At 60.9% G+C, this 24,783-nt stretch carries 26 protein-coding genes; 21 read left to right on the plus strand and 5 right to left on the minus strand.

What is annotated here, in order from left to right:
* Positions 1-64 precede the first annotated feature (64 nt).
* Complete coding sequence (locus GA0061102_RS01335) at positions 65-445, minus strand: YraN family protein (protein WP_092843291.1); 381 nt, start codon at positions 443-445, stop codon at positions 65-67.
* Entirely contained in the window at positions 438-1,346 is a 909-nt protein-coding gene (gene rsmI, locus GA0061102_RS01340; RefSeq protein ID WP_092843293.1) for a 16S rRNA (cytidine(1402)-2'-O)-methyltransferase, read from the minus strand. The genes GA0061102_RS01335 and rsmI overlap by 8 nt, the downstream gene beginning before the upstream one ends.
* Positions 1,347-1,598: 252 nt before the next feature.
* On the opposite strand from rsmI, the gene dnaN reads away from it, so the two are divergent.
* From dnaN to GA0061102_RS33090, 7 genes are all read left to right on the plus strand, one after another.
* Positions 1,599-2,717, plus strand: coding sequence for a DNA polymerase III subunit beta (gene dnaN / locus GA0061102_RS01345; protein WP_092843676.1), 1,119 nt, complete (start codon positions 1,599-1,601; stop codon positions 2,715-2,717).
* A 270-nt stretch (positions 2,718-2,987) separates the two neighbouring features.
* A complete protein-coding gene (gene pmtA, locus GA0061102_RS01350) occupies positions 2,988-3,581 on the plus strand; it encodes a phospholipid N-methyltransferase PmtA (RefSeq protein WP_092843295.1) in 594 nt (197 codons plus the stop codon).
* A gap of 9 nt (positions 3,582-3,590) precedes the next feature.
* Positions 3,591-4,178, plus strand: a complete 588-nt coding sequence (locus tag GA0061102_RS01355; protein ID WP_092843297.1) for a histidine phosphatase family protein — start codon at positions 3,591-3,593, stop codon at positions 4,176-4,178.
* Between the two features lies 1 nt (position 4,179).
* A complete protein-coding gene (pyrF, locus tag GA0061102_RS01360; protein WP_092843299.1) occupies positions 4,180-4,872 on the plus strand; it encodes an orotidine-5'-phosphate decarboxylase in 693 nt (230 codons plus the stop codon).
* Positions 4,873-4,899: 27 nt separating this feature from the next.
* Positions 4,900-5,187, plus strand: coding sequence for a DUF1330 domain-containing protein (locus GA0061102_RS01365; protein WP_092843301.1), 288 nt, complete (start codon positions 4,900-4,902; stop codon positions 5,185-5,187).
* A 112-nt stretch (positions 5,188-5,299) separates the two neighbouring features.
* A complete protein-coding gene (locus tag GA0061102_RS01370; protein WP_092843303.1) occupies positions 5,300-6,280 on the plus strand; it encodes a complex I NDUFA9 subunit family protein in 981 nt (326 codons plus the stop codon).
* A gap of 285 nt (positions 6,281-6,565) precedes the next feature.
* Positions 6,566-6,730 carry a hypothetical protein gene (locus GA0061102_RS33090; RefSeq protein ID WP_092843305.1) on the plus strand — a complete coding sequence of 55 codons (165 nt, stop codon included), beginning with the start codon at positions 6,566-6,568 and terminating at the stop codon, positions 6,728-6,730.
* Between the two features lie 69 nt (positions 6,731-6,799).
* Here the strand turns inward: GA0061102_RS33090 and GA0061102_RS01380 are convergent, their stop codons facing one another.
* On the minus strand, positions 6,800-7,597 hold the full coding sequence (locus GA0061102_RS01380; RefSeq protein ID WP_004108247.1) for an undecaprenyl-diphosphate phosphatase: 798 nt from the start codon (positions 7,595-7,597) through the stop codon (positions 6,800-6,802).
* 150 nt (positions 7,598-7,747) lie between these two features.
* Between GA0061102_RS01380 and GA0061102_RS01385 the strand changes: the two genes are divergently transcribed.
* The 9 genes from GA0061102_RS01385 to GA0061102_RS01425 all read left to right on the plus strand — a co-directional run bounded on the left by GA0061102_RS01385 (position 7,748) and on the right by GA0061102_RS01425 (position 18,164).
* Positions 7,748-8,440 (plus strand): glutathione S-transferase family protein, encoded by a 693-nt coding sequence (locus tag GA0061102_RS01385; RefSeq protein WP_092843307.1) that lies wholly within the window; start codon positions 7,748-7,750, stop codon positions 8,438-8,440.
* Positions 8,441-8,452: 12 nt separating this feature from the next.
* The gene (gene queG, locus GA0061102_RS01390) at positions 8,453-9,610 is read left to right on the plus strand and encodes a tRNA epoxyqueuosine(34) reductase QueG (protein ID WP_092843309.1); all 1,158 of its coding nucleotides are present in this window, start codon (positions 8,453-8,455) and stop codon (positions 9,608-9,610) included.
* On the plus strand, positions 9,610-10,482 hold the full coding sequence (locus GA0061102_RS01395) for an SDR family oxidoreductase (protein ID WP_092843311.1): 873 nt from the start codon (positions 9,610-9,612) through the stop codon (positions 10,480-10,482). Before queG ends, GA0061102_RS01395 begins: the two co-directional genes overlap by 1 nt.
* Before the next feature lie 396 nt (positions 10,483-10,878).
* The gene (locus tag GA0061102_RS01400; RefSeq protein WP_092843313.1) at positions 10,879-11,247 is read left to right on the plus strand and encodes a septal ring lytic transglycosylase RlpA family protein; all 369 of its coding nucleotides are present in this window, start codon (positions 10,879-10,881) and stop codon (positions 11,245-11,247) included.
* A 207-nt stretch (positions 11,248-11,454) separates the two neighbouring features.
* Positions 11,455-12,744, plus strand: a complete 1,290-nt coding sequence (locus GA0061102_RS01405) for an RsmB/NOP family class I SAM-dependent RNA methyltransferase (RefSeq protein WP_092843314.1) — start codon at positions 11,455-11,457, stop codon at positions 12,742-12,744.
* Positions 12,745-13,067: 323 nt separating this feature from the next.
* Positions 13,068-14,354 carry an imelysin family protein gene (locus GA0061102_RS01410; protein ID WP_092843316.1) on the plus strand — a complete coding sequence of 429 codons (1,287 nt, stop codon included), beginning with the start codon at positions 13,068-13,070 and terminating at the stop codon, positions 14,352-14,354.
* 44 nt (positions 14,355-14,398) lie between these two features.
* Entirely contained in the window at positions 14,399-15,958 is a 1,560-nt protein-coding gene (locus tag GA0061102_RS01415; protein ID WP_092843678.1) for a di-heme oxidoreductase family protein, read from the plus strand.
* Positions 15,958-17,067 carry an imelysin family protein gene (locus GA0061102_RS01420; protein WP_092843318.1) on the plus strand — a complete coding sequence of 370 codons (1,110 nt, stop codon included), beginning with the start codon at positions 15,958-15,960 and terminating at the stop codon, positions 17,065-17,067. Before GA0061102_RS01415 ends, GA0061102_RS01420 begins: the two co-directional genes overlap by 1 nt.
* Positions 17,068-17,072: 5 nt before the next feature.
* Entirely contained in the window at positions 17,073-18,164 is a 1,092-nt protein-coding gene (locus tag GA0061102_RS01425) for a DUF1513 domain-containing protein (protein ID WP_092843320.1), read from the plus strand.
* Between the two features lie 100 nt (positions 18,165-18,264).
* Here the strand turns inward: GA0061102_RS01425 and GA0061102_RS01430 are convergent, their stop codons facing one another.
* The gene (locus GA0061102_RS01430; protein WP_092843322.1) at positions 18,265-19,338 is read right to left on the minus strand and encodes a DUF2252 family protein; all 1,074 of its coding nucleotides are present in this window, start codon (positions 19,336-19,338) and stop codon (positions 18,265-18,267) included.
* Between the two features lie 124 nt (positions 19,339-19,462).
* Between GA0061102_RS01430 and GA0061102_RS01435 the strand changes: the two genes are divergently transcribed.
* From GA0061102_RS01435 to guaA, 4 genes are all read left to right on the plus strand, one after another.
* Positions 19,463-19,831, plus strand: a complete 369-nt coding sequence (locus tag GA0061102_RS01435) for a nuclear transport factor 2 family protein (RefSeq protein WP_092843680.1) — start codon at positions 19,463-19,465, stop codon at positions 19,829-19,831.
* 108 nt (positions 19,832-19,939) lie between these two features.
* The gene (locus tag GA0061102_RS01440) at positions 19,940-20,389 is read left to right on the plus strand and encodes a PaaI family thioesterase (protein ID WP_092843324.1); all 450 of its coding nucleotides are present in this window, start codon (positions 19,940-19,942) and stop codon (positions 20,387-20,389) included.
* Entirely contained in the window at positions 20,386-21,027 is a 642-nt protein-coding gene (locus tag GA0061102_RS01445) for a 5'-methylthioadenosine/S-adenosylhomocysteine nucleosidase (protein WP_092843326.1), read from the plus strand. The genes GA0061102_RS01440 and GA0061102_RS01445 overlap by 4 nt, the downstream gene beginning before the upstream one ends.
* Before the next feature lie 104 nt (positions 21,028-21,131).
* Positions 21,132-22,694 (plus strand): glutamine-hydrolyzing GMP synthase, encoded by a 1,563-nt coding sequence (gene guaA, locus GA0061102_RS01450; protein ID WP_092843328.1) that lies wholly within the window; start codon positions 21,132-21,134, stop codon positions 22,692-22,694.
* A gap of 370 nt (positions 22,695-23,064) precedes the next feature.
* Here guaA and GA0061102_RS01460 read toward each other — a convergent pair whose 3' ends face one another.
* Positions 23,065-23,724: an FMN-dependent NADH-azoreductase gene (locus GA0061102_RS01460; RefSeq protein WP_092843332.1), complete on the minus strand. Its 660-nt coding sequence runs from the start codon at positions 23,722-23,724 to the stop codon at positions 23,065-23,067.
* A 115-nt stretch (positions 23,725-23,839) separates the two neighbouring features.
* Here GA0061102_RS01460 and GA0061102_RS01465 point away from each other — a divergent pair, with 115 nt between their 5' ends.
* Positions 23,840-24,754, plus strand: a complete 915-nt coding sequence (locus GA0061102_RS01465; protein WP_092843334.1) for a LysR substrate-binding domain-containing protein — start codon at positions 23,840-23,842, stop codon at positions 24,752-24,754.
* The last annotated feature ends 29 nt before the right edge of the window (positions 24,755-24,783 follow it).

The following is a 24,783-nucleotide window of genomic DNA, read 5'->3' on the forward strand; positions in this document are numbered from 1 at the left end:
GAAAATCGCGAGTGCCGGTCGCCCGGCAATAGGCTGATTTTGTGACGGTCCTGTAACGCCCTGCTCAAAACGCATCGGGAAAATGCTGCGGCCAGCGCCCCGGCAGCATCGCGACGATGTCATAGCGTTGCGACAGACGGGCGAAATCCGGCTGCCGGGCAAGCCAAAGGTCGCTCGCGGCGCGGATGCGTCTCTGCGAAGAGAAGGAAACGGCGTCGATCGCCTCTTGCGCACCGCGCCTCGATTTGACTTCCACGAAGACGGCGAGATCGCCCTTGCGGGCGACGATATCGATTTCGCCGAGTTTCGTGCGATGGCGGATGGCGAGGATGCGATAGCCCTTGAGCATCAGAAAGGCGGCAGCGAGATATTCGGCGACATGGCCGCGCCGCCAGGCCTTTTGCCGCTTCAGCCTTTCGCCCGGCTCACCCCCTGTATCAGGCATGGCGCTCCTTCATGTCGAGCAGGCGCTGATAGAGTTCCTTGCGCGGCAGGCCAGTCAGGCGGGCGGCTTCGGCCGCCGCCTTTGCCGTCGGCATCGTCCCCGCGAGATCGGCCAGAATGGCGTCGACATCGGCCTCAGCCGTCACGCTTTCCGCCGGCGGACCGACGAGCAGAACGATCTCGCCTTTCACATTATCCACGGCATCGTAGAAAGCGGCGAGTTCAGCGAGCGATCCGCGCCGGAATTCCTCGAAGGTCTTGGTCAGCTCACGGCAAACGGCACCCACGCGCTCACCGCCAAGTACATCGGCGGCGGCAGCAAGCGTGGCGGCAATACGATGCGGCGACTCAAAAAAGATGAGGGTCGCGGGCACGCCCGCAAGCTCGGCCAGCCTGTCACGCCGGCCCTTGTCCTTGGCGGGCAAGAAGCCGGCAAAGAAGAAGGCATCGTTGGGCAAGCCGGAGCCGACGAGGGCTGCGAGCGGCGCCGAGGCGCCTGGAATAGGAACGACTTTGTATCCCGCCTCGATCGCCTGCGTCGCCAGCCGGTAGCCTGGATCGGAGACAAGCGGCGTGCCGGCATCCGACACCAGCGCCACCGATCGGCCGGCTTCCAGCGCCTGCAGCAGCCGCGGTCCTGCCTCATCGGCATTGTACTCATGATAGGCATAGGGCTTGTTCTGGATGCCATAGCGATCGAGCAGGACGCGTGTGACGCGCGTGTCCTCGCAGGCCAGAACGTCTGCGCCGGCCAGCGTCTCAAGCGCCCTCAGCGTGATATCGCCGAGATTGCCGATCGGCGTGGCGACAAGATAGAGAGCCGGTTCGAGGGGACGGGCCGGAATCTGATTGTTGTGCAGACGGAAACTGCGCGTCCCGCCGCTGGATTGGTCTTCGTTCATGCCGGTCCTGAATTCACTTGGGATAAGCAGCCTTTATGGGCGAGGCGCGCACGGACGGCAAGAGCGGTGCAATTCCTGTGGAGGATTGTCGACGAAATGTCGAATTGGCGCTTGGCAATTGATCCATGCCTCTTGCATTCGGATGGAGAAGTCTGCCAAGTTGCCTGTCCAATCTTTCGGGCCTCGTCCGAAAACATGTCGCTCGGGCGCCTCGGGCTGCCCGGCAAGTCACGGTCGAAAGCGGTAGCATCCATGCGTATAACAATTGAGCGGTCGAACCTCCTGAAGTCGCTGAACCACGTACATCGCGTGGTCGAGCGTCGCAACACGATCCCGATCCTGTCCAACGTGCTGCTGAAGGCCGAGGGCACGAGCCTCGACATGAAGGCAACCGACCTCGACCTCGAAATCACCGAGGCAACACCCGCCAATGTCGAGCAGGCCGGCGCCACCACTGTTCCTGCGCATTTGCTCTACGACATCGTGCGCAAGCTGTCCGACGGATCGGAAGTGCTTCTTGCCACCAATGCCGACGGCAGCTCGATGACGGTCGCATCCGGCCGCTCGAAATTCTCGCTGCAATGCCTGCCGGAATCCGATTTCCCGGACCTCACCGCCGGCAACTTCAGCCATTCCTTCAAGCTGAAGGCGGCCGATCTGAAGATGCTGATCGACCGGACGCAGTTTGCGATCTCCACTGAAGAGACCCGTTATTACCTCAACGGCATCTTCTTCCACACGATTGAAAGCGGCGGCGACCTGAAGCTCAGGGCTGTCGCCACGGACGGACATCGCCTGGCCCGTGCCGATGTCAGCGCCCCTTCGGGCTCCGAAGGCATGCCCGGCATCATCATCCCGCGCAAGACGGTCGGCGAACTGCAGAAGCTGGTGGACACGCCGGATACGATCGTGACCGTCGAAGTATCCGACGCCAAGATCCGCCTGACGATCGGCTCCATCGTCATGACCTCGAAGCTGATCGATGGCACCTTCCCGGACTATCAGCGCGTCATCCCAGCCAACAACGACAAGGAAATGCGGGTCGATTGCCAGACCTTCGCGCAGGCCGTCGACCGCGTATCGACAATTTCGTCGGAGCGCGGCCGCGCCGTGAAGCTGGCTCTGTCGGACGGCCAGCTGCTGCTGACGGTCAACAACCCGGATTCGGGAAGTGCGACGGAAGAAGTCGCCGTCGGCTATGAGATGGATCCGATGGAAATCGGCTTCAACGCGAAGTACCTGCTCGACATCACCGCTCAGCTTTCCGGCGATGCGGCCGTGTTCCTGCTTGCCGATGCAGGCTCGCCGACGCTCATTCGTGACACAGCCGGCGACGACGCGCTCTATGTTTTGATGCCGATGCGCGTCTAGAGCATGATGCCGAAAAGTGTGAGCGGTTTTCGGACGACATCATGCTCCACTTCTTTGATTCAAGAGCCGGATGATTTTAGGTCTGTTCGACCTAAAATCATCCGGCTCTGGCGAAACCAAAGCGCCCTTTCATGCGTTTCTACAACGTGAGGGCGCTTTTATTTGGTCCTTTTCGGATTGCGACATTTTCTCTTGTTATTGCGTCATCGCATTGCAAGATTTTAGATAAGCGGTATGTAAGTCGCGACCGTAACATCTAGGGGGGAATGCATGGCGCTGCGTCTCAAGGAACGGCTTGGCAAAAAATTCGATGAGGAGATCCGTTTCTTCAAGGGCATGATGCAGGGACCCAAGACTGTGGGATCGATCGCTCCCACCTCGTCGATCACTGCCCGCAAGATGGCGAGCATCATCAACACGCAATCCGGCCTGCCAGTGCTGGAACTCGGGCCGGGAACGGGAGCCATCACCAAGGCGATCCTGGCGCGCGGTGTCGAGCCGGAAAACCTCGTCGCCATCGAATACTCGACCGATTTCTACAATCACCTCGTCAAGCTCTATCCTGGCGTCCACTTCATCAATGGTGATGCCTTCGATCTCGACAAGACGCTCGGCGTGCTGCGCGGCCAGACCTTCGATTCTGTCGTCTCGGGTATTCCTCTGCTCAATTTCCCGATGAAGGCGCGTGTGGCGCTGCTGGAAAGCCTGCTGGATCGCATGCCGGCCGGCCGGCCGGTCGTACAGATTTCCTACGGGCCGGTTTCGCCGATCATCGCGCGGCCAGATCGCTACCACATCCGCCACTACGATTTCATCGTCCGCAACATTCCGCCGGCCCAGCTCTGGGTCTACACCCGCGGCTGAGGCAATCCGATGTACGCACTTTACATTACGCATCCGCAGGTGCGGATCGATGCCGATATTCCCGTGCCGGAATGGGGGCTTTCCGAGGTCGGTGCGGCGAGAGCGCGGGTGGCGGCAACCCGTCCCTGGGCGCATCAGCTTGGCCTGATCGTCTCGAGCGGCGAACGCAAGGCGATAGAAACGGCTGAAATCCTGGCGGCCACATGCGGCGACCCGATCGAAATCATCGAGGCCATGCACGAAAACGACCGCAGCGCCACGGGCTTCTTGCCGCCACCGGAATTCGAGAAGGCCGCCGACTGGTTCTTCGCCAATCCGCACGAAAGCTTCATGGGTTGGGAGCGTGCGATCGACGCGCAGACAAGGATCGTCTCCAATGTCGAGGCCGTTCTTTCGCGACATAACCCGCAGGTGCCGATAGCCTTCGTCGGGCATGGCGGCGTCGGGACATTGTTGAAATGCCATCTTGAGGGAAAGCCGATCGCACGGCAGGGCGACCAGCCGCCGGGTGGTGGCAATCTTTTCTGTTTCGATCTTGCGAAGCGCACGATCTCGTGCGACTGGACACCGATAGAAGACTGGATGGGATGGGCTTGAGATGACCGCACGCGACCGCTTGATCGTTGGACTGGATGTTCCAAACCTTCAGGAGGCCGAGAAAGTGGTCGGCGCCCTCGGCGACGATATCCTCTACTACAAGATCGGCTATCAGCTCGCCTTTGCCGGCGGCCTGGAATTCGCCCGCGATCTTGCCGCCGACGGCAAGAAGATCTTCCTCGACATGAAGCTGCTCGACATCGACAACACGGTAGCCTCCGGTGTGGAGAACATCGTCAAGATGGGTATGTCGATGCTGACGCTGCATGCCTATCCGAAGGCGATGAAGGCGGCTGTCGAAGCGGCCAAGGGGTCTAACCTCTGTCTGCTCGGCGTCACGGTGCTGACGTCGATGGACGAAGAGGACCTGATCGCCGCCGGCTACGAATACGATCCGCATACGCTGGTGCTGCGCCGCGCCGAGCAGGCGCATCTGGCCGGCATGGGCGGCATCGTCTGTTCGGCGGAGGAGTCCGCCGCGGTCCGCAAGATCATCGGGCCTGATATGGCGCTAGTCACGCCCGGCATTCGCCCGGCGGGCAGCGACAAGGGCGACCAGAAGCGGGTGATGACCCCGGCCGCAGCCATCAAGGCTGGCTCCAGCCATCTCGTCGTCGCCCGACCGATCGTCAAGGCGGCCGACCCGAAGGAGGCGGCCCGCGCCATTCTCGCCGAGATGGACGCCGCACTCTAAAACACCCAAACAAGCATGGAGGAACATATGGCAAAGGGATATTGGATCGCGCGCGTGGATGTCCGCGACCCCGAGCGCTACAAGGATTACGTTGCTGCCGCCAAGCCGGCTTTCGAGAAATACTGCGCGAACTTCCTCGCCCGCGGCGGTGCTTTCACGCCGCTCGAGGGACAGGCGCGCGGTCGCAACGTCGTCATCGAGTTTCCGTCGCTGCAGCATGCCGTCGATTGCTACAACTCGCCGGAATACCAGATCGCCGCCAAAATCCGCCAGCAGGTGGCAGACGCTGAAATGGTCGTCGTCGAAGGGGCTTAAATCCTTTGAAAACGCGACGCTGCAATGCAGCGCGATAGCACTTCACCTCGGCGCTCGGATCGGCTAAGACGAAACCAGACAAGCCCAATCAAAGCCTTTCGAGGAGCCTGCCATGACCCTGTCCAACCTCCCGCCGCTCGTTACCGTGTTCGGAGGATCAGGCTTCATCGGGCGGCACGTCGTGCGCGCGCTTGCAAAGCGCGGATACCGCATCCGTGTCGCCGTGCGCCGCCCCGACCTTGCCGGCTTTTTGCAGCCGCTCGGCAATTTCGGCCAGATTTCGATCGTTCAGGCTAATGTGCGCTACCGCAACTCCATCGACCGCGCGGTCGAAGGCGCGCAGCATGTCGTCAATTGCGTCGGCATCCTCGCCGCAAGCGGCCGCAACACCTTCGAAGCCGTGCAGGAGTTCGGCGCCAAGGCCATTGCGGAGGCCGCACGCGGCGCCGGCGCTTCGCTGACGCATATTTCAGCGCTCGGTGCCGACGCCAAATCGGCTTCGGTCTATGCCCGCACCAAGGCTCGCGCCGAAACCGCCATTCTGTCGATCAAGCCGGACGCGGTCATCCTGCGCCCCTCGATCGTCTTCGGACCGGAAGACGAGTTCTTCAACAAGTTCGCCGACATGTCCCGCACGGCGCCGTTCCTGCCGTTGATCGGCGGCGGCAAGACGAAATTCCAGCCCGTCTATGTCGAGGATATCGCCGAGGCCGTTGCCCGCAGCGTCGACGGCAAGCTGAAGGCCGGCACGACCTATGAGCTCGGCGGCCCGGAAGTGCTGTCCTTCCGCGACTGTCTCGAGACCACGCTTTCCGTCATCAGCCGCAAGAAGACGCTCGTCTCCATCCCCTTCGGCCTCGCTTCGCTGATCGGCTCGATCGCTTCCCTGGTGCCGCTCATCAAGCCGCCGATCACCGCCGATCAGGTCACGCTGCTGAAGAGCGACAACGTCGTTTCCAAGCAGGCGGAAGCAGAGGGACGCACGCTGACGGGCATAGGCCTGCTGCCGACGCTTCTCGTCTCCGTGCTGCCGTCCTATCTCGTGCGTTATCGCCCGCAAGGTCAGTTCACCGGTTCGGGCAAAGCGGCCTGACGATTCGGAGATTCGTGAAATTCAAGCGCCGCCGGCCTCGCCGAGCGGCGTTTTTTATTGTCTGGAAAGGCGGAAATCGGGCGCTTCAGGCCTGTCAGAGCCCCGTGATACACAGCTTAGCGTTGCCTAAAAGACGCAGTGCGGAAATAGTGCCATTAACGTCAAATTTAATATGAACATTTATTGCTATTGCTCACTTCACTGACTAACACAGCCGCGCGTCACGAGCTTGCACAACGAACCGATCGTGGCGCGCTTCACACTTCTGCGGAAAGGCATTTTTCGATGGGCAAGTCTATCGCGCTTTTGTTTGCGTGCGCGGCACTGGTGATTCTCGCAGGCTCTTTCGTCGCCCGCGGCAGCATCGCCTCGGTGAAGGGCGAATGTGCGCCGGCCTACGGCGTCGACCCCTGCACGACAGGCTCTATCAACGCCTCCTCCTCGAATTGATAGGCATGAAAAAGGCCGGCTCCCACCGGCCTTAGCTGTCTCTGGGATTGCGGTAGCGGACGGGCTGCGTCAGCCGAAGTAGAGTCCGATCAATCCGACCGTGCCGACGGCAATACGCCACCATGCAAAGGGAGCGTAGCCGCGGCGGGAGACGAAATCGAGCAATGCCCGGACGACGAACAGCGCCGATATGAAGGCGGTGACGAAACCGATAACGATCAGCAGGCCTTGGTCCGTGCTCAGATCGTGACGGCTCTTCCAGAGATCCAGCGCAAAGGCGCCCGCCATGGTCGGCATGGCGAGGAAGAAAGAGAATTCGGCGGCCGAACGCTTGTCGGCACCGAGCAGCAGCGCTCCGACGATGGTGGAGCCGGAACGGGACGTTCCCGGAATCATGGCCAGGCACTGGAAGAAACCGATCTTGATCGCCATCGGCCAGGAGAACTCGTAGGCGCTGTTGTATTTGGGCTTGAACTTGATCCTGTCGACAACGAGCAGAACGATGCCGCCGAGGATTAGTGAAATACAGACGACCTTCGGCGAGTCGAACAGCACGGTCTTGATGAAATCATGGGCAAGCGCGCCGATGACGGCTGCCGGCAGAAAGCTGAAAAGGACGGCCAGAACGAAATGGCGGGCCTTGACGCTGACAGGCAGCGCCTTGGCGATCTGAACGAGCCGATTGAAATAGACGAGCAGGATCGCGAGAATCGCACCGAGCTGGATGAGAACGTCGAAAGTAGCGGCTTCCTTGAAGCCGAGAAAATGTCCGAGCAATATCAAATGTCCGGTGGAGGAGACCGGAATGAACTCCGTAAGCCCCTCCACAAGGCCTAAAACCAGCGCGATAATAATTTGTTCAGCCATATCGTGTCCTTTGTCAAACGGCAGGGCGGCCCGATTCGCTTGTGCAAACTAGGCCAAGATCCTATAGCTTCAACCGATGACAAATGACTAGGGCCGCAGAATCGCGACCCGAAAGACTCCGTAGCACCAATTAGAAACACCCGAGTAGCAATGCCGACGCTTTATCATCACCCAATGTCATCTTCATCACGGTTCGTCCGGCTGATCCTGACCGAATATGGTTATCAGACGGAATTGATCGACGAACAGACATGGGAAAAGCGCCGCGACTTCCTGGCGCTGAACCCCGCCGGAACCTTGCCTGTCTATGTCGATGACAGCATGCGGGCGCTCTGTGGCGCAGCCGTCATTTCCGAATATCTCGACGAGACGCACGGCGTCCTGAAGCGGGATCGCCGGCTTCTGGCCGAAGATCCGTTCCAGCGCGCCGAAATTCGCCGGCTGACGGAATGGTTCATGCAGAAGATGGAGCAGGACGTCACGCGGCCGCTGGCGCGCGAGCGCGTCTTCAAGCTGCAGATGACCGCCGAACAGGGCGGCGGCGCGCCCGATTCCAAGGTCATGCGGATGGCGCGCGGCAATATCCGCCAGCATATGAAGTATCTGTCCTGGCTTGCCGGTTCCAGACAATGGCTCGCCGGCGACCGGCTGAGCTATGCCGATCTTGCCGCAGCGGCCTCGATTTCCGTGCTAGACTATCTCGGAGAGATCGACTGGACGGAATCCCCGATCGCCAAGGAATGGTATCAGCGGCTGAAGTCGCGCCCGTCCTTCCGGCCGATCCTGGCGGAACGCGTGCGCGGTGTCACTCCCGTTTCGCACTACGCCGATCTGGATTTCTAACGAGGGCTCGTCATGCCCGAGGATCGTGAAGCGGAAAAAGCCGGCAAGCGACGGAGCGCGCTGACCGCCTTTCTGCGCGAAGAGGCGCGCGCCCAAGGCTTCGATCTCTGCCGCATCACACGACCGGACGCTATCCCGCAGGCGGCCGTCAGGCTCGGCCAGTTTCTGGACAAGGGCCATCACGGCACCATGGGCTGGATGGCAGAAACGCGCGAACGGCGCGGCGATCCGCGCGTTCTCTGGAGCGAGACGCGTTCCATCGTCGTCTTCGGCCTCAACTACGGCCCCGACGAAGATCCGCGTGGCGTTCTGGAGAAGAAGGACAAGGCGGCAATCTCCGTCTATGCGCGAAACCGCGATTATCACGACATCATCAAGGGACGGTTGAAGGAGATCGCCACTCGCTTTGCCGCACGCTCGAAGGAAGACGTCAAGGTCTTCGTCGATACCGCACCGGTCATGGAGAAGCCGCTGGCCGGCGCGGCCGGCCTTGGCTGGCAGGGCAAGCATACCAATCTCGTCAGCCGCGCCTTCGGATCCTGGCTATTTCTCGGCTCGATGTTCACCACGGCCGATATCGAGCCGGACGAGCCCGAGATCGACCATTGCGGCTCCTGCCGGGCCTGTCTCGACGTCTGCCCGACCAACGCCTTCCCTGCCCCCTATCAGCTGGATGCCCGCCGCTGCATCTCCTATCTGACTATCGAGCACAAGGGACCGATCGATCCGGAGCTTCGTCCGATGATCGGCAATCGCATCTACGGCTGCGACGACTGTCTTGCCGCCTGCCCCTGGAACAAGTTCGCAAGCGCCGCCTCGGAAATGAAGCTGGTTGCGCGGGACGATCTCAAGGAGCCTTCGATCGCCTTTCTGCTGACTTTGGACGACGCGGCGTTTCGCGCTTTCTTCAGCGGCTCGCCGGTGAAGCGCGTTGGCCGGGATCGGTTCATCCGCAACGTGCTCATCGCGGCTGGTAATTCCGGCGAGCCGTCGCTTATAGGAAGATGTTGCGAATTGGCTGAAGATCCTTCGCCTGTCGTGCGCGGCATGGCGGTGTGGGCGTTGTCGCGACTGATGACGTCTGGCGAGTTCCGCGCATTTGCGGCACAAAGGCATGATGAAGCGGACGAAGAGGTTCGCGCCGAATGGACATTGGCGGGAGTTCTATGATGCATGTGATGATTTTCGGCTGCGGTTATTCGGGAACGGCCATCGCCAAGGCTTTCGCCGGCTCCGGCATTCGCATCACCGGCACGACCCGCTCCGCCGACAAGGCGGAATTATTGACCAAAGAAGGCATCGAAGCCTTCGTCTTCGACGGCGAGACGCTCGATCCCGATCTGGCCGAGGCAATGCAGTCCGCAACGCATCTGGTGCAATCGATCGCGCCGGGGAAAGCGGGGGATCCGCTGTTACGGCTGGCCCAGCTCAATCTGCAGGCGCTGATGCCGAAGCTGCAATGGATCTGCTACCTCTCGACCGTCGGCGTCTATGGTGACCACAAGGGCGCCTGGGTCAGCGAGCAGACCGTGCTGCACCCAGTCGCGGATCGCTCCGTCGAGCGCGTCGAGGCGGAAGACGGTTGGCTGCGCGCCGGCATCAGGCTCGATCTTCCCGTCGCCGTCCTCAGGCTCGCCGGCATCTACGGTCCGGGGCGAAACGCCTTCTGCAATCTGGAAAAGGGCACGGCGCGGCGCCTCATCAAGGCAAACCAGGTTTTCAATCGCATCCGCGTCGAAGATATCGGCGCCTGTGCTCGCTTCCTGTCCGACCGCGGTCTTGGCGGCATATATAATGTGACAGACGACGAGCCCGCGCCGCCGCAGGACGTGATCGTGGAAGCGGCCCGCCTCATGGGTGCCGAGCCGCCGCCCGAACAGTCCTTCGAAACGGCGGAACTGACGCCGATGGCGCGCTCCTTCTATGGTGAGAACAAGCGTGTTTCGAACGCGAAATTGCGCGCGCTCGGCTTTGCCTTCCACTACCCAGAATATCGCATGTCACTTGCGGAACTATGGTCTTCCGGGCGCTGGCGAGGCTGAAAAACGGGTTCCGCCAGCAAGCGAAATCGCATGAAAATTCCTACTTCGCGACCCGGCCTAGTTCAATTTTCCCCGCAATTATGGTTAACGACCTCTAAAATTGCACAAATGCGGCAGTAATTATGGCAAGGCCGCAAAATTATTTTTCCAAAATTCGTGATCCCAGGCATTACGGCATGCTCGCGAGAAAAATCGTTCCACTTTTAACTGATTTTATTAGGTTTTTTCCATAACCGAGCAAATCCACTGAATAGTCACAGTATTTGTTGCGATTCACAAATGTTACAGACCGTAACATTCCGTGATCAAGAGTGGCACTTTTTCGCCATTTTTGGCCGGATTTAAGCCCCACCGCCTGCGCAAGGCGCAAGTTCAATAGCTTGAGGGAAAAACGGTTTGAAGAAAATCGCACGTTCTTTGGCGATCGCCGCAACTATATCTGCCTCCTTTGCTGTCGTTTCGACACCGGCATTTGCATCCGCTGGCTGCGGAGGCGCTTCATGGTACGGAGGAAGCTCCCGAACTGCTTCCGGGGAACGTATGAGTTCCAGAAATCTTACTGCCGCCCATCGCTCGCTTGCTTTCGGCACGCGTCTGCGGGTCACCAACAAGCATAATGGCCGCAGCGTCGTCGTCCGCATCAACGACCGCGGACCTTTCATTCACGGCCGCGTTCTCGATCTCTCCCGCGCCGCCGCTCAGAATATCGGCATGGTCGCCTCCGGAACGGCCAAGATCTGCTACGAAGTCGTCGCCTCCAAGTAATCGCCGGCCTCTGCAACGACCCGGTAAATCGGCATGACGCTTGCTCTCTCGGTCAATCGCGGCTACCACGCGGTTGAGACGCCTCAACAATCCGCTGCCAGGTGCAATATTCGAGCGGATTGGTAGGGTGTCAGCAGTTTTGGCAGGGCGCAGATCTTCCGGCGGGCCGAATGGGCTCCGGATCATGCGCAAGCAGGAGAGCGATGAATGCGTCTGGGCGGCCGATTGCAGGGGGCCATCGAAGTTCTTGCCGATATCGAAACGCGCAAGCGACCGGTGGCCGACGCCCTGAAAGATTGGGGCCTTGCCCATCGCTTCGCCGGTTCCGGCGACAGGGCTGCGATCGGCAATATCGTCTACGACGCCTTGCGTATGCGGCTTTCCCATGCCTGGCTGATGGAAGACGACAGCCCCTCGGCACTTGCCCATGCCGTACTCTTTCGCCAATGGGGCCTGACGCCCGAGGCTCTCGCCGCCGAACTCGACGGCGACAAGTTTGCGCCCGAAGCGCCAAGCACTGAGACCCTGGCCGCCTTTGCCGCCCGCAAGCTTGAAGATGCCCCCCTCCACATTCAGGGCGACATTCCCGAATGGGTCGAACCCTCCTTCCTTCGCGCATTCGGTGAGAGCTGGCTTTCCGAAGCACAGGCTCTTTCCGAACGCCCGACGCTCGACCTTCGCGCCAATTCGCTGAAGGCCGACCGCCCCAAAGTCGTGAGGGCGCTGGAGCGTGCAGGCGCGCAGGCATCGAAGATTGCCCGTTTTGGCATCCGCATTCCAGCCGGCGAAGGCGCATCCCGCTTGCCGAACGTTACCGCCGAGCTCTCCTTCCAGAAGGGCTGGTTCGAGGTTCAGGACGAAGGCTCTCAGATCGTTGCCGATCTCGTCTTGCCCGAAGAGGGCGATCAGGTGCTCGACTATTGCGCCGGCGGCGGCGGCAAGACGCTCGCCATGTCGGCTGCCATGCACAATAAGGGCCAGGTCCACGCCTATGATAGCGACCGGCGGCGGCTCGCACCGATCATCGAGCGGCTGAAGCGGGCTGGAACCCGTAATGTCCAGGTCCATGACGAGCGCAACGCCTTGCTGGCCCTGCGCGGCAAGTTCGACAAGGTGCTCGTCGATGCGCCATGCACCGGCACGGGCACCTGGCGGCGCCGGCCCGATACCAAGTGGCGGCTGACGCAGAAGAATCTCGACGAGCGCACCAGCCAACAGCAGGAAGCCCTGGCACAAGCCGGCGAGTTCGTCCGCCCAGGCGGCTCGCTGCTCTATGTGACCTGCTCGGTCCTGCCGGATGAAAACGAAGCGCAGGTGAACCGCTTTGCTGCGCAGAATCCGGACTTCGAGGTGGTGGAAACCTTGAGCTCGTGGGAAAAGCTGTTCGGCAAGGAAGCGCCGCAGCCGCTGTCCTCGGACGGAAAGACCATCACGCTGACGCCTGCCTCCACAGATACCGACGGCTTCTTTTTCTGCCGTTTGCAGCGCAAGGGATGAGTTGAAATCCATCCGCGCTCGATGAATTGCAGCCGAGGCGGAATGAGATGAGACGGCGCGGCGGCGATGACCTTTGCGCTGCCGAGCACGACCATCGTGGCCAGCGTTCAAGCCTACGGATGCTATCCGAATGTTGCAGCCGGCATGGCTGGTCGGCAGGCGCCGCTTTTTTCCCCGCAAATCCATTCATTGACAGCGCCTGAACCAATGAAGACCAGCCTTAAAACAATTCCAAACTAGAGTGTTTGACACAAGTTTATTTTTCATACATGACACAAATTACCAAGTTTTGACGGTGTCCCCCGCTGTCACAGGAGAGGAATATGAAACTGAAGATCAATATTGGCGCCGCGCTTGCGGTGGCCCTCGCCACGACTGCCGCATCCGGCCTGCCGGCCTTCGCAGCCGCTCCGGAGCCCGCTGCCGTCCTCAAGCATTATACGGAACTGGCGCATGCCAAATATCAGGACGCGCTGACCACGGCGCAGGCGCTCGACAAGGCGATCGACGCCTTGCTTGCCGACCCCAGCGACAAGACGCTGAAGGCAGCGCGCGCCGCCTGGATCAAGGCTCGCGTTCCCTATGCGCAGACGGAAGTCTATCGTTTTGGCAATCCGATCGTCGATGATTGGGAAGGCCAAGTGAATTCCTGGCCGCTGGACGAAGGCCTGATCGATTACGTCGATGCTTCCTACGGCACCGAAAGTGACGAAAACTCGCTCTATGTCGCGAACGTCATCGCCAACAAGACGATCAAGATCAACGGCAAGGATGTCGACGCTTCGCATCTGACGCCGGAATTCCTGTCGGGCACGCTGCACAAGGCCGGCGGCGTCGAGGCCAACGTCGCGGTCGGCTATCACGCCATCGAATTCCTGCTCTGGGGCCAGGACCTGCACGGCACCGGACCGGGCGCCGGCGAACGCCCAGCCACCGATTATGATCTGAAGAATTGCACGCATGGCAATTGCGATCGTCGTGCCGAGTATCTGCGCTCCGCTTCGACGCTGCTCGTCGCCAACTTCAAGGACATGGCGGAGAAGTGGGCGCCGGACGGCGAAGCCACCAAGAATGTCCAGGCCGATCCGAAGGCCGGCCTCACCACCATCCTGACCGGCATGGGCTCGCTCTCCTACGGCGAACTCGCCGGCGAGCGCATGAAGCTCGGTCTGCTGCTGCACGATCCGGAAGAAGAACAGGATTGCTTCTCCGACAATACCTATAACGAGCACAATGGCGACGCCATCGGCATCGCTTCTGCCTATAACGGCAATTATACGCGCGTCGACGGCACCAAAATGAAGGGCCCGTCGCTGCACGACCTGGTCAAGGCCAAGGATCCGGCGCTCGACAAGGAAATGGAAGCCAAGCTCGACGCCACCCTCGAAGCCATGAAGGCGCTGGTGCATCGCGGCGAGACGGTCGAGAAATACGACCAGATGATCGGCGAGGGCAACAAGGAAGGCAACGCCACCGTGCAGAAGGCGATCGATGGCTTGCTCGACCAGACGAAGAGCATCCAGCGCGTCATCGCCGCTCTCGATCTCGGCACCATCAAGCTTGAAGGTTCGGCGAGCCTGGACAATCCTAACACCGTCTTCAAGAAGTAATGAGGGAGGTGGCAGCGCGGCAAGGCGCTGCCACCTCGACGCCCATGACAAGCATCCAGGCTAATCGCGTCCTCCTGCCCGCCCTAGCTGCGGTTTTTTTGGTTTTCTCCATCACCCTGGCTGCAGCCGGCTTCCTCGACTTTCCGGCCACGCGGACAGACATTTCCGCCGAACAGCTGAATCGGGTGCGCGACGTGACACGCGCGACCACGGATTTTTCCAAGGCCGAGGCCTATGAAGCGATGCAGGGCGGCGCGCTCACGTCGATTGATCCGGTCACTCGCGATATCTTCTCGCAGCCCTCCGCCAATCTTAGCCTGGAGCAAGGGCAGAATTTCCATCTCGGCAATGCCCTCTTCCGCAAGCTCTGGGTCTCCTCCCCCTCCTCCACGCAGGCCTCCGACGGGCTCGGACCGCTGTTCAACGCTCGCTCCTGCCAGAGTTGCCACCTCCGCGACGGCCGCGGACATGGGCTCGAAAAGACCGGCGTTGATGCCACATCCCTGGTGCTGAGGCTGGCACGACCGGCCGCAACTCCGGAGGAGGAGCAGGCGGCCGAGGACTTTCGCGCGCTCAACTTTCCGGATTCCACCTACGGCGCGCAGCTGCAAGATCTTGCCGTGCCCGGCCTTGCAGCCGAAGGCAAGGTGACGGTTACCTATACCGAGGAAACGGTGACGCTTGCCGGCGGCGAGACCGTGACGCTGCGCAAACCGCACTACGGCGTGACCGATCTTGCCTACGGGCCGATGGATCTCAACACCACGTTTTCGCCGCGCATCGCGCCGCCGATGATCGGCCTCGGCCTGATCGAGGCCATTCCGGAAGCCGATATTCTTGCCAATGCCGACCCGGAGGGCAAAAACAGCGACGGCATTCACGGCAAGGCGGCCATCGTCCACGATCATCGCACAGGGCAGATCGCGCTTGGCCGTTTCGGCTGGAAGGCTCAGAATGCGACGGTGCGCGATCAGGCCGCCGACGCCTTCTCCGTCGATATCGGCATCTCGACGCCCGACCGGCCGAACCCCTATGGCGACTGCACGGCGAAGGAGCTGCGCTGCCTAGCCATGCCGAACGGCGTGCAAAAGCGCCTCGGCGACACGGAAGCGCCCGATCCCGTCCTTCCGCTTGTGACCTACTATTCCGAAAATCTCGCTGTGCCCGCCCGCCGCAAGGCAAGCTTTCCCGATGTGCTGCACGGCAAGGAAATGTTCTATCGTTCCGGCTGCGCTTCCTGCCACACGCCGAAATTCGTGACCCGCGACGGCATCAGGGGCAGCGACGGCAAAGACTCCCCACAGGCCTTCCAGCTGATCTGGCCCTATTCCGATTTCCTGCTGCATGACATGGGCGAAGGCCTTGCCGATGGACAGCAGGTGGGCGTGGCATCGGGACGCGATTGGCGTACGACGCCGCTCTGGGGTATAGGCCTCACGCAAACGGTGAGCGGACAGCAGGCCTATCTGCATGACGGCCGCGCCCGCACATTGACCGAAGCCATCCTCTGGCACGGAGGAGAGGCTGAAAAAGCCCGCAACGCATTCGCCGAGCTTTCCAAGGACGATCGGCAAGCCCTCATCAACTTTCTGGAGTCTCTCTGATGCGCCACTGGAAACGTCTCGCTGCCAGCCTTCTCCTCACCGCTGCGGCTCTGCCAGTCCATGCTGAGGATACGGCGACCACTGGCGCCGGCCTGAACGAGGCGGCGGTGCCGGCGGCTCTGCAGAAGGCGGTAGACGACGTCATCCGCCCAGGCTACCGCGCCATGCATGACTCCGCCTCGAAATTGACGGTGGCGATGAAGGCACTTTGCGCCGATCCCTCCACTGCCACGCTGGCAAGCGCCAAGTCGGCCTTCGGCGACACTGTGAAGAGCTGGTCGCGCATTGAGATCGTCGACACGGGGCCTATCATCGAGAAGAACCGCTTCGAGCACATCCTGTTCTATCCCGACCGCAAAGGTGTCGGCCTCAAGCAGGTGCAGGCATTGATCGCCAAGGCGGATGAGCAGGACACGACCGTCGAAGCCGTTGCCGGCAAGAGCGTGGCGCTGATCAGCCTGACGGCGCTGGAATACGTGCTCGACGGCAACGGCTCGGAGGCGCTCGCCACCGAAAAGCAGAACTTCCGTTGCCGCTATGGTGCGGCCGTCGCCGGCAATATCGAAAGCACGGCCAAGGAGATCGCCGACGAATGGGACGCCCCGGACGGAGTGCAGAAATCCTGGAAATTCCCTAGCAAGGATAGCAGTGATTTCACGGACAACAAGGAAGCGGTCACGGCACTGCTCGGCGTCCTCGTGCATGGTGCGGTCAAAATCCGCGACCAGCGACTGGAAACCTTCTACAAGGGCGATCCGGCATCAGCGCGGCCGAAAATGGCGGTCTACTGGCGCTCCGCCAACACCTGGACCTCTTTTTCCGGTAATATCGAGGGCTTGAAGACGCTCTGGGAAAAGGCCGACATGGCGAGCTTGCTGCCATCAGACAAGCGTGATGTCACCGCCAAGATCGGCAAGCTGCTGAACGAACTTGCGACCATGGCACCGACGATCAATCCGGATATCGAAGCAGCTATCGGCAATGACGCGGAACGTGCCAAGATCGACAAGCTGCTTTCCGTCAGCCGCGATCTCGCCACCAGCTTCAGCGATGAATATGGTGGCGCCATCGGGCTCTCGGCAGGCTTCTCCTTCGCGGACGGAGACTGAGCGCGATGCGCAGCGGCCTCATTGATCGGAGAGCCTTCGTCAAGGCGGCAGGACTGACCTTCCTTGCGGCGCTCAAGCCCGGCGCATTGATGGCGCTGGAACGGACGGATGCGGTCTATGCCTCGGGCATCCGCGCCGCCGACGGCTCCTTTGCCCTGGCGACGGTGACCGAACAGGGCCGCATCGTCGATCAAGTCGCTTTGCCCGCTCGCGCCCATGGCATGGCTTTTTCGAAGGCGACCGGGAAGACTGTCGCCTTCGCCCGCCGGCCCGGCACCTATGCGATGATCTTCGACCCTTGGAACAAGGCCAAGCCGATCGTCATTTCCGCCAAAGAGGGGCGGCATTTCTACGGGCACGGCACGTTTTCGCCCGATGGCAGACTGCTCTATGCCAGCGAGAACGACTTCGACAACAATCGCGGCATTATCGGGCTCTATGATAGCAGTAACCGCTTTGCCCGAATCAGCGAATACGAGACCTATGGCATCGGGCCGCACGACATGACGGTCTCGGACGATGGCAGGTTCCTGATCGTCGCCAATGGCGGCATCGAAACGCATCCGGATTTCGGCCGCACCAAGCTCAATCTCGACCACATGGAGCCGTCGCTGACGCTGATCGATGCGGCAAGCGGCCGGCTGATCGAGAAGCATACGCTACCGCCTCAATATGCCCAGGTGTCGACCCGTCACGTTGATATCGATGCAAACGGCAGAGTCTGGTTTGCCTGCCAGTATGAGGGGCATCGTAACGACCTGCCGCCGCTTGTCGGCCACTTTGCGAGGGGCGAGGACCTGACCTTCGTCACCCTGCCCGACGATACGACCCGGGCACTTGGCAACTATGTCGGCGCCATCGCCGTCAACCGCGCTGAAAACCTTGTCGGCGTCACGTCGCCGGTCGAAGGAACCTCCGTGACGCTGGATGCGAGGACCGGTAAGGTGCTGAAGGTGGAAAGCATCGCCGATGCGGCCGGCATAGCGCCGGCCAGTCATGGGTTTGCCGTATCGTCCTATGATGGGAATTTTCTGGGCGAGCACAGCGATGTCGCCTGGGACCAGCATATCGTGCGGATCAAGCGGTCTGCGGCTTGATGGGCGTAGGAATTCTGCCAGGCACGGAAGTGAACTAAGTTTGCTCTACTTCCGTCACCCCTCCGCGAACTCGCAACTTAGATTTTGTCTGAACACCTCATCACCGCCTGGCAAATTCCGCCTGCTCCGCCGTGACCGCTACAGCCGCCGCCTTGGCGGCCATGCGCAGCCAATCGGTGCCGCGCGCATCGAGATCGGCCAGAATGCCGGGAACGAGCGAAGCATCGTTGGCATGGCAATTGGCGATTTCGAAGCCCATCAGATCGAGCATATCCGGCGACAGCAATACCTGCGCATCGCCTTCGACCTCGATCTTGCGGCTGTTGGGTGACAGGCGGCGCACCAGCAAGCCTCCGTCCACCTGATACCGCGGATCGGGTGAGCGCGCCCGTCCGCCGGCGATAATGCCCGTGCGGATCACCTTGTCCGACGGATCGTGCCTCAGCGACCAGCCGGATTGCAGAAGCGCCTTGACCTCGCGCAGTACAGGCCCGCCGCGCCATTCGGCATAGGCAACGAAGCGCGGCCGGCCCAGGCTGCCGGTGCCGGCGAGGCGCGGCTTGGGTTCGAATACGGTCGCAGGACCCGGCAAAGCATTGCTCAGCGCGTCAAGATAGCGATTTGCAATCGGGCCGCTTGCCGGCGGCAGGCTGCGATATTTTTCCCAGAAAGCCTTGCGTTCGGCATTGGGCAGCAGCACGGCCTTGCGCAGCCATTTGTAATCGCGTTCTAGAATGACGGGAGACGGCGCGCGCAAGCCGCGGCGATAGCCTGCGAGGATGCTGTCGACAACGACACGCGGTGCGGGACCATCCTCGCTGCGCGCCAGGATGGCGCTCACCGCAAGGCGCACGAGATCGAGCGCATAGGGCATGACGGCTGCCTCGTCGAAGTCATTCGCGCCCCAGACGAGTCGCCCCTCCTCATCACGCCATGTGCCGAAATTCTCCAGATGCGTATCGCCGATCGCCAATATCCGCGGCGCGATCTTGAGGTCGGGGCAGATGTCGAGGATCGTTTCGGCCCAGCGCCAATAGGTTCCGCGCAGGAAGGAGAAGCTGTCGCCCCTCATCAGCTTGTGCTTCCTCTCCAGACCAGCCTCTACCAGATCGGCGCCGAGCTGTGCCCGCAGCCATGTCTCGTAGGCGATCACGGATTGCTGGATCGTCGTCATTCGCGCGCCTCGTCATGAATTCTCTCACTCGAATAACATGGCGCGGCCGTTGAGAAAAATCGAGGCGAGCAATAGAAGCTTGATAGGCTTATTTTCCACCGCCAATCCGGACCTTGCAAACAATATGAATCAACCGAACGCCGACGTGACATTGCCCGTGCAAATGCAGCTGGAGGCCTATAATGCCAAGGATATCGACGCCTTCATGCAATGGTGGGCGGACGACTGCGAATATTATCAATTCCCCTCCACTCTGCTCGCCAAGGGAGCCCTGGAAATCCGGGAACGTCATGTCGCCCGTTTCCGCGAACCGAATCTCTTCGGCAAGCTGGTCTCACGCATGGCGGTCGGAAATCTGGTCATCGATCAAGAAATCGTCATTCGCAATTTTCCCGAGGGACGCGGCGAGGTGGACGTGATCTGCATCTACGAGATCGAAAACGGCAAGATCGCCAAAGCCTGGTTCAAGATGGGGACGCCGCGTCTGGATTAGCCGAGAGAGAAACGGATTGCAAAGCCCGCGGCACAGTCGATTTCCATCGGATAACCCTTGTCCAAACGGCCTCCCCGTGCGAGTTTCGCACCTGCGAAAGGGGACGATATGACAGTGGCAGACAACGGCGATTTCCGGACCCGCATCAGAACGAGTTTCGATCGGCAGGCGGCAATGGCGACGATCGGCGCGGAACTGACACGCGTGGAGCACGGCACGGTGGAGATCGAGCTGCCGTTCGATATGAAACTGACGCAGCAACATGGCATCCTGCACGCCGGCATCATTGCTGCCGCCCTGGATTCGGCCTGCGGCTTTGCCGCCTACAGCGTCATCGATCCCTCCGCATCGATCCTGACCATCGAATTCAAGATCAACCTGATGTCGCCGGGACGCGGCGAGCGCTTCCTGTTTCGGGGCGATGTCACCAAACCAGGCACGACGATTATCGTCGCCGACGGCCGTGGCTATGCGATCGGCGACGGACCGGCCAAGCTGATTGCCTCGATGACGGGAACCATGATGGTCATCCGGGGCAGAGAGGGAATTAGCGGATGAAGTTCGAATTGAAGCGTGTCTCGGGCAAAACGATCCTGTTCGTGATGGCGGCCGAGGCGGAATACGGGCCCTTCCTGCGCTCGCGCATCGATCCGCTGATGACGGGCGTCGGCCCTGTCGAAGCGGCGATTGCGCTCACCCGCACCTTCGCCCAGCTCGAAGCCCAGGACGACCTGCCCGATCTCGTGGTTTCGCTCGGCTCGGCCGGCTCCGCCAGACTGGAGCAAACGGAAGTCTACCAGGTCTCGTCCGTTTCCTATCGCGACATGGATGCCTCACCGCTGGGCTTCGAAAAGGGCCGCACGCCTTTCCTCGACCTGCCGGCCACCATCGAACTGCCGCTGCGCATCCCCACCATTGCCGAAGCCAGCCTTTCGACCGGCGGCAATATCGTGTCCGGCACGGAGGCTTACGAGCGCATCGGCACCGATATGGTGGATATGGAGACCTTTTCAGTGCTGCGTGCCTGCCAGGCCTACAACCGGCCGTTGATCGGACTGCGCGGCATCTCCGACGGCAAGGTCGAGCTGCAGCACATCTCCGACTGGACCGAATATCTGCATGTGATCGATCGCAAACTCTCCTATGCCGTCGACGGCCTGTTTACGGCGCTGGAAGACGGCGTATTCTGGTTCTGACAGGCTGGAAACCAAGCATTAGTGAGGACAATCGGGACAATAAAATCGGCCCTCGCGTGATTTGCCCGATTGCCAGGGAAAGCGCTTTTCATTAAAGGCTCGCCATGACCCAGACAGCACATCCAGACACCGTTCTCATCGTCGATTTTGGCAGCCAGGTGACGCAGCTCATCGCACGGCGCGTGCGCGAAGCGGGCGTTTACTGCGAAATCGTTCCCTTCCAATCCGCCGAAGCCGGCTTCAAGCGGTTGCAGCCGAAGGCCGTAATCCTGTCCGGCAGCCCTGCCTCGACCGTGGACGAAGGCTCGCCGCGGGCGCCGCAGATCATCTTCGACAGCGGTATCCCTGTCTTCGGCATCTGCTACGGCCAGCAGACCATGTGCATGCAGCTCGGCGGCAAGGTCGAGAGCGGCCATCATCGCGAATTCGGCCGCGCCTTCCTCGAAGTCGACAAGGATTGCCCCCTCTTCGAAGGCCTCTGGTCGAACGGTTCGCGCCATCAGGTGTGGATGAGCCATGGTGACCGCGTCACCGCGCTGCCCGAGGGCTTCGAAGTGGTCGCCACCTCCTCGAACGCACCTTACGCCTTCATCGCCGACGAGAAGCGTAAATATTACGGCGTGCAGTTCCATCCGGAAGTGGTGCATACGCCCGATGGCGCCAAGCTGATCGGCAACTTCATCCATAACATCGCCGGCATCAAGGGCGACTGGTCGATGTCGGCCTATCGCGCAAAGGCGGTTCAGGCGATCCGCGATCAGGTTGGCGACAAGCGCGTCATCTGCGCACTCTCCGGCGGCGTCGATTCATCCGTCGCGGCGTTGCTGATCCACGAAGCCGTCGGCGACCAGCTGACCTGCATCCTTGTCGACCACGGCCTGATGCGCAAGGACGAGGCGGCCAATGTCGTCGCCATGTTCCGCGAACACTACAATCTGCATCTGCTGCATGTGGACGCTTCCGACCGCTTTATCGGCGAGCTCGAGGGCGTCAGCGACCCTGAGACCAAGCGCAAGATCATCGGCCGGCTCTTCATCGAGACCTTCGAGGAAGAGGCCAAGAAGCTCGGCGGCGCCGACTTCCTCGGCCAGGGCACGCTCTATCCAGACGTCATCGAAAGCGTTTCCTTCACCGGCGGCCCCTCGGTCACCATCAAGTCGCACCACAATGTCGGCGGCCTGCCGGAGCGCATGAAGATGCAGCTCGTGGAGCCGCTGCGCGAACTCTTCAAGGACGAAGTGCGCGCGCTCGGCAAGGAGCTCGGCCTGCCCGACAGCTTCATCGGCCGCCATCCCTTCCCTGGCCCCGGCCTCGCCATTCGCTGCCCCGGCGGCATCACCCGCGAGAAGCTGGAGATCCTGCGCGAAGCCGATGCCATCTATCTCGACGAAATCCACAAGGCCGGCCTCTACGATGCCATCTGGCAGGCATTCGCCGTGCTGCTGCCGGTCCAGACCGTCGGCGTCATGGGCGACGGCCGCACCTACGAATTCGTCTGTGCACTCCGCGCCGTCACCTCCGTCGATGGCATGACTGCGGATTTCTATCACTACGACATGGAATTCCTCGGCCGCGCCGCGACCCGCATCATCAACGAAGTCCGCGGCATCAACCGAGTGGTCTACGACGTCACGTCGAAGCCGCCCGGCACGATCGAGTGGGAGTAATTTTGCCCCTCCGGCCGTATCCGGAACTACGCTTCTGTACGATCTAACACACTGAAATAGATAAATTTTCCTTCCGCGATCTGTCGCCGTCTATCGGGGGCACTGCTCCTGGTCGACGGACCGGCGACGGTATGGGGATATTGTACAAGGCCGAAATCACGATTACCGCCACGGTCAGCAGAGATCGTGACGGTATTTCGATTGAGGTTGTCGTGCTCACGGATGCGGCACTCAAGGCGCTAAAGCCTGGCGAGAAACCCTATAAGGTCACGGACTGTGCCCATTCATTCGCAGTAGAATTCCTGAGGTGGTCTGTTGCCGTTAGCGGCCATCGTCAGACCGATTGTCTTTTCACCTAGCGGTGCGCAAGCTACTGTGAGAATGCTGCAGCGAGGGAGATTGCGAGCTCCTTCACCTGCGTCGCCGCGAGATCGCGAGACCGGGCGTGCCGTTCGTCGCCAAATTCCTGATACTCAACGGCGACAGTTTCGATCGCGTCCTGGGCAACGCCTAAATAGCGCGCGCATGTCGCGATGTGGGGGTCCAGATGATTCCAGCCGCCTCGTAAGCCCTCCGCGGCAAAGCCGAACTCGCCGCGTGCGCTCAATACGACAAGTCTCTTGCCCGACAGAACGGGCTCTAACGGCCAGTCACCGCGACTCAGATCGAATGAAAATGTCCGCCCCACGCGCACGACCTGATCGAACCATGCCTTGAGAGCGCTGGGCATGCCGTAATTGTACATCGGCGTCCCGAAGACGAGGATATCCGCCGCCGACAGCTCGTCAATCGCAGCATCCGACCATGAAAGCCTGTCGCGCATGGCCATGTCTCGCTGTTCTGTGGGAGTGAACGCCGCAGCGATCCATTCCTCGGTTACATGCGGTGGAGGATCGATTGCCAAGTCTCGGCGGATGACTTGGTCATCCGGTCTTGCGGCAAGCCATGTGTCGATGAAGGTTTGCGAGAGGGTACGACTGATGGAACGGCTGCGGCGCGCACTCGCGTCGAGATGTAAAATTGAAGGCATGAGTTCATATCATCCATGTTGGCTACAACCAACTATGCCTGCCTTTCGAACAGCTCACAAAGTCGAATACATCACGTTAGAGATGAGTTATACTCATCCTTAAAAGGTGAGATGAATGACAGGTCGACTACCGCCATTGAGCGCGCTTCGCGCCTTTGAAGCTGCGGCACGCCACAGCAGTTTCAAGCGCGCCGCCGCAGAGCTTGGCGTCACTCCGACGGCAATCAGTCATCACATTCGGTTGCTGGAGGCGGATGTCGGCAAGCAATTGTTCTTGCGCCAGGCGAGGACCGTCGCATTGACGGCTGATGGCGACAATCTTTTCCGGCCGTTGACCGAAGCCTTCAGGTCCATGGGGGAAGCTGTAGCCGCCGTGCGACGGCGTCCGGCCCGTAAAATTGCGACGCTGTCCGCCACGTCAGCATTTACAGCGCGGCTACTTCTACCGTACGTTTCAGCCTTCCGCGATCTCAATGAGGGCTGGGATCTTCGCCTGCTCGCGAGCGACGAGCCCGTTAATTTGGAGGCCCGCGAAGCTGATGCCGCCATCCGATACGGCGCGGAATCCTCCTCGGAGCTCACATCGCTTCCTCTCCTGGCGGACCAATATGCGCCGGTGTGCAGCCCAAAGCTGGATCTGCGGAGACCAGAAGACCTTGCGCGAGCATCGCTCATTCATTTTGACTGGCGGTTCGCGTCGAAGAAGCGGACGTTGCCGACATGGCGGCTGTGGGTTGCGCGCGCAGGGGTAAGCTCAATAGACCCCGAGAGCGGGATCGCTTTCAATGACGAAAGCGCAGCGATTCAAGCCGCCGTTGCTGGACAAGGCGTCGGCTTGTTGAGCTTGACGCTCGTCGAGGCAGAGTTAGCCTCGGGCGCTCTCGTGCAGCCATTCGGACCTTCCCTCGACGGCCGACGTTATGATCTGGTTTTTCCAACCCACGCCGAATCCACGCCTGCCGTGGTCGCCCTGCATCGTTGGCTCGTCAGCAGCCTGGCACTGAATGCTTCAGCGGCTCTAACCCGGTAAGGCGCATCGCCAGGTGATCATGGTGATGG

Origin of the sequence: Martinezella miluonensis, from assembly GCF_900094545.1 — a bacterium.
In the GTDB taxonomy this organism is placed as follows: Bacteria; Pseudomonadota; Alphaproteobacteria; order Rhizobiales; family Rhizobiaceae; genus Rhizobium; species Rhizobium miluonense.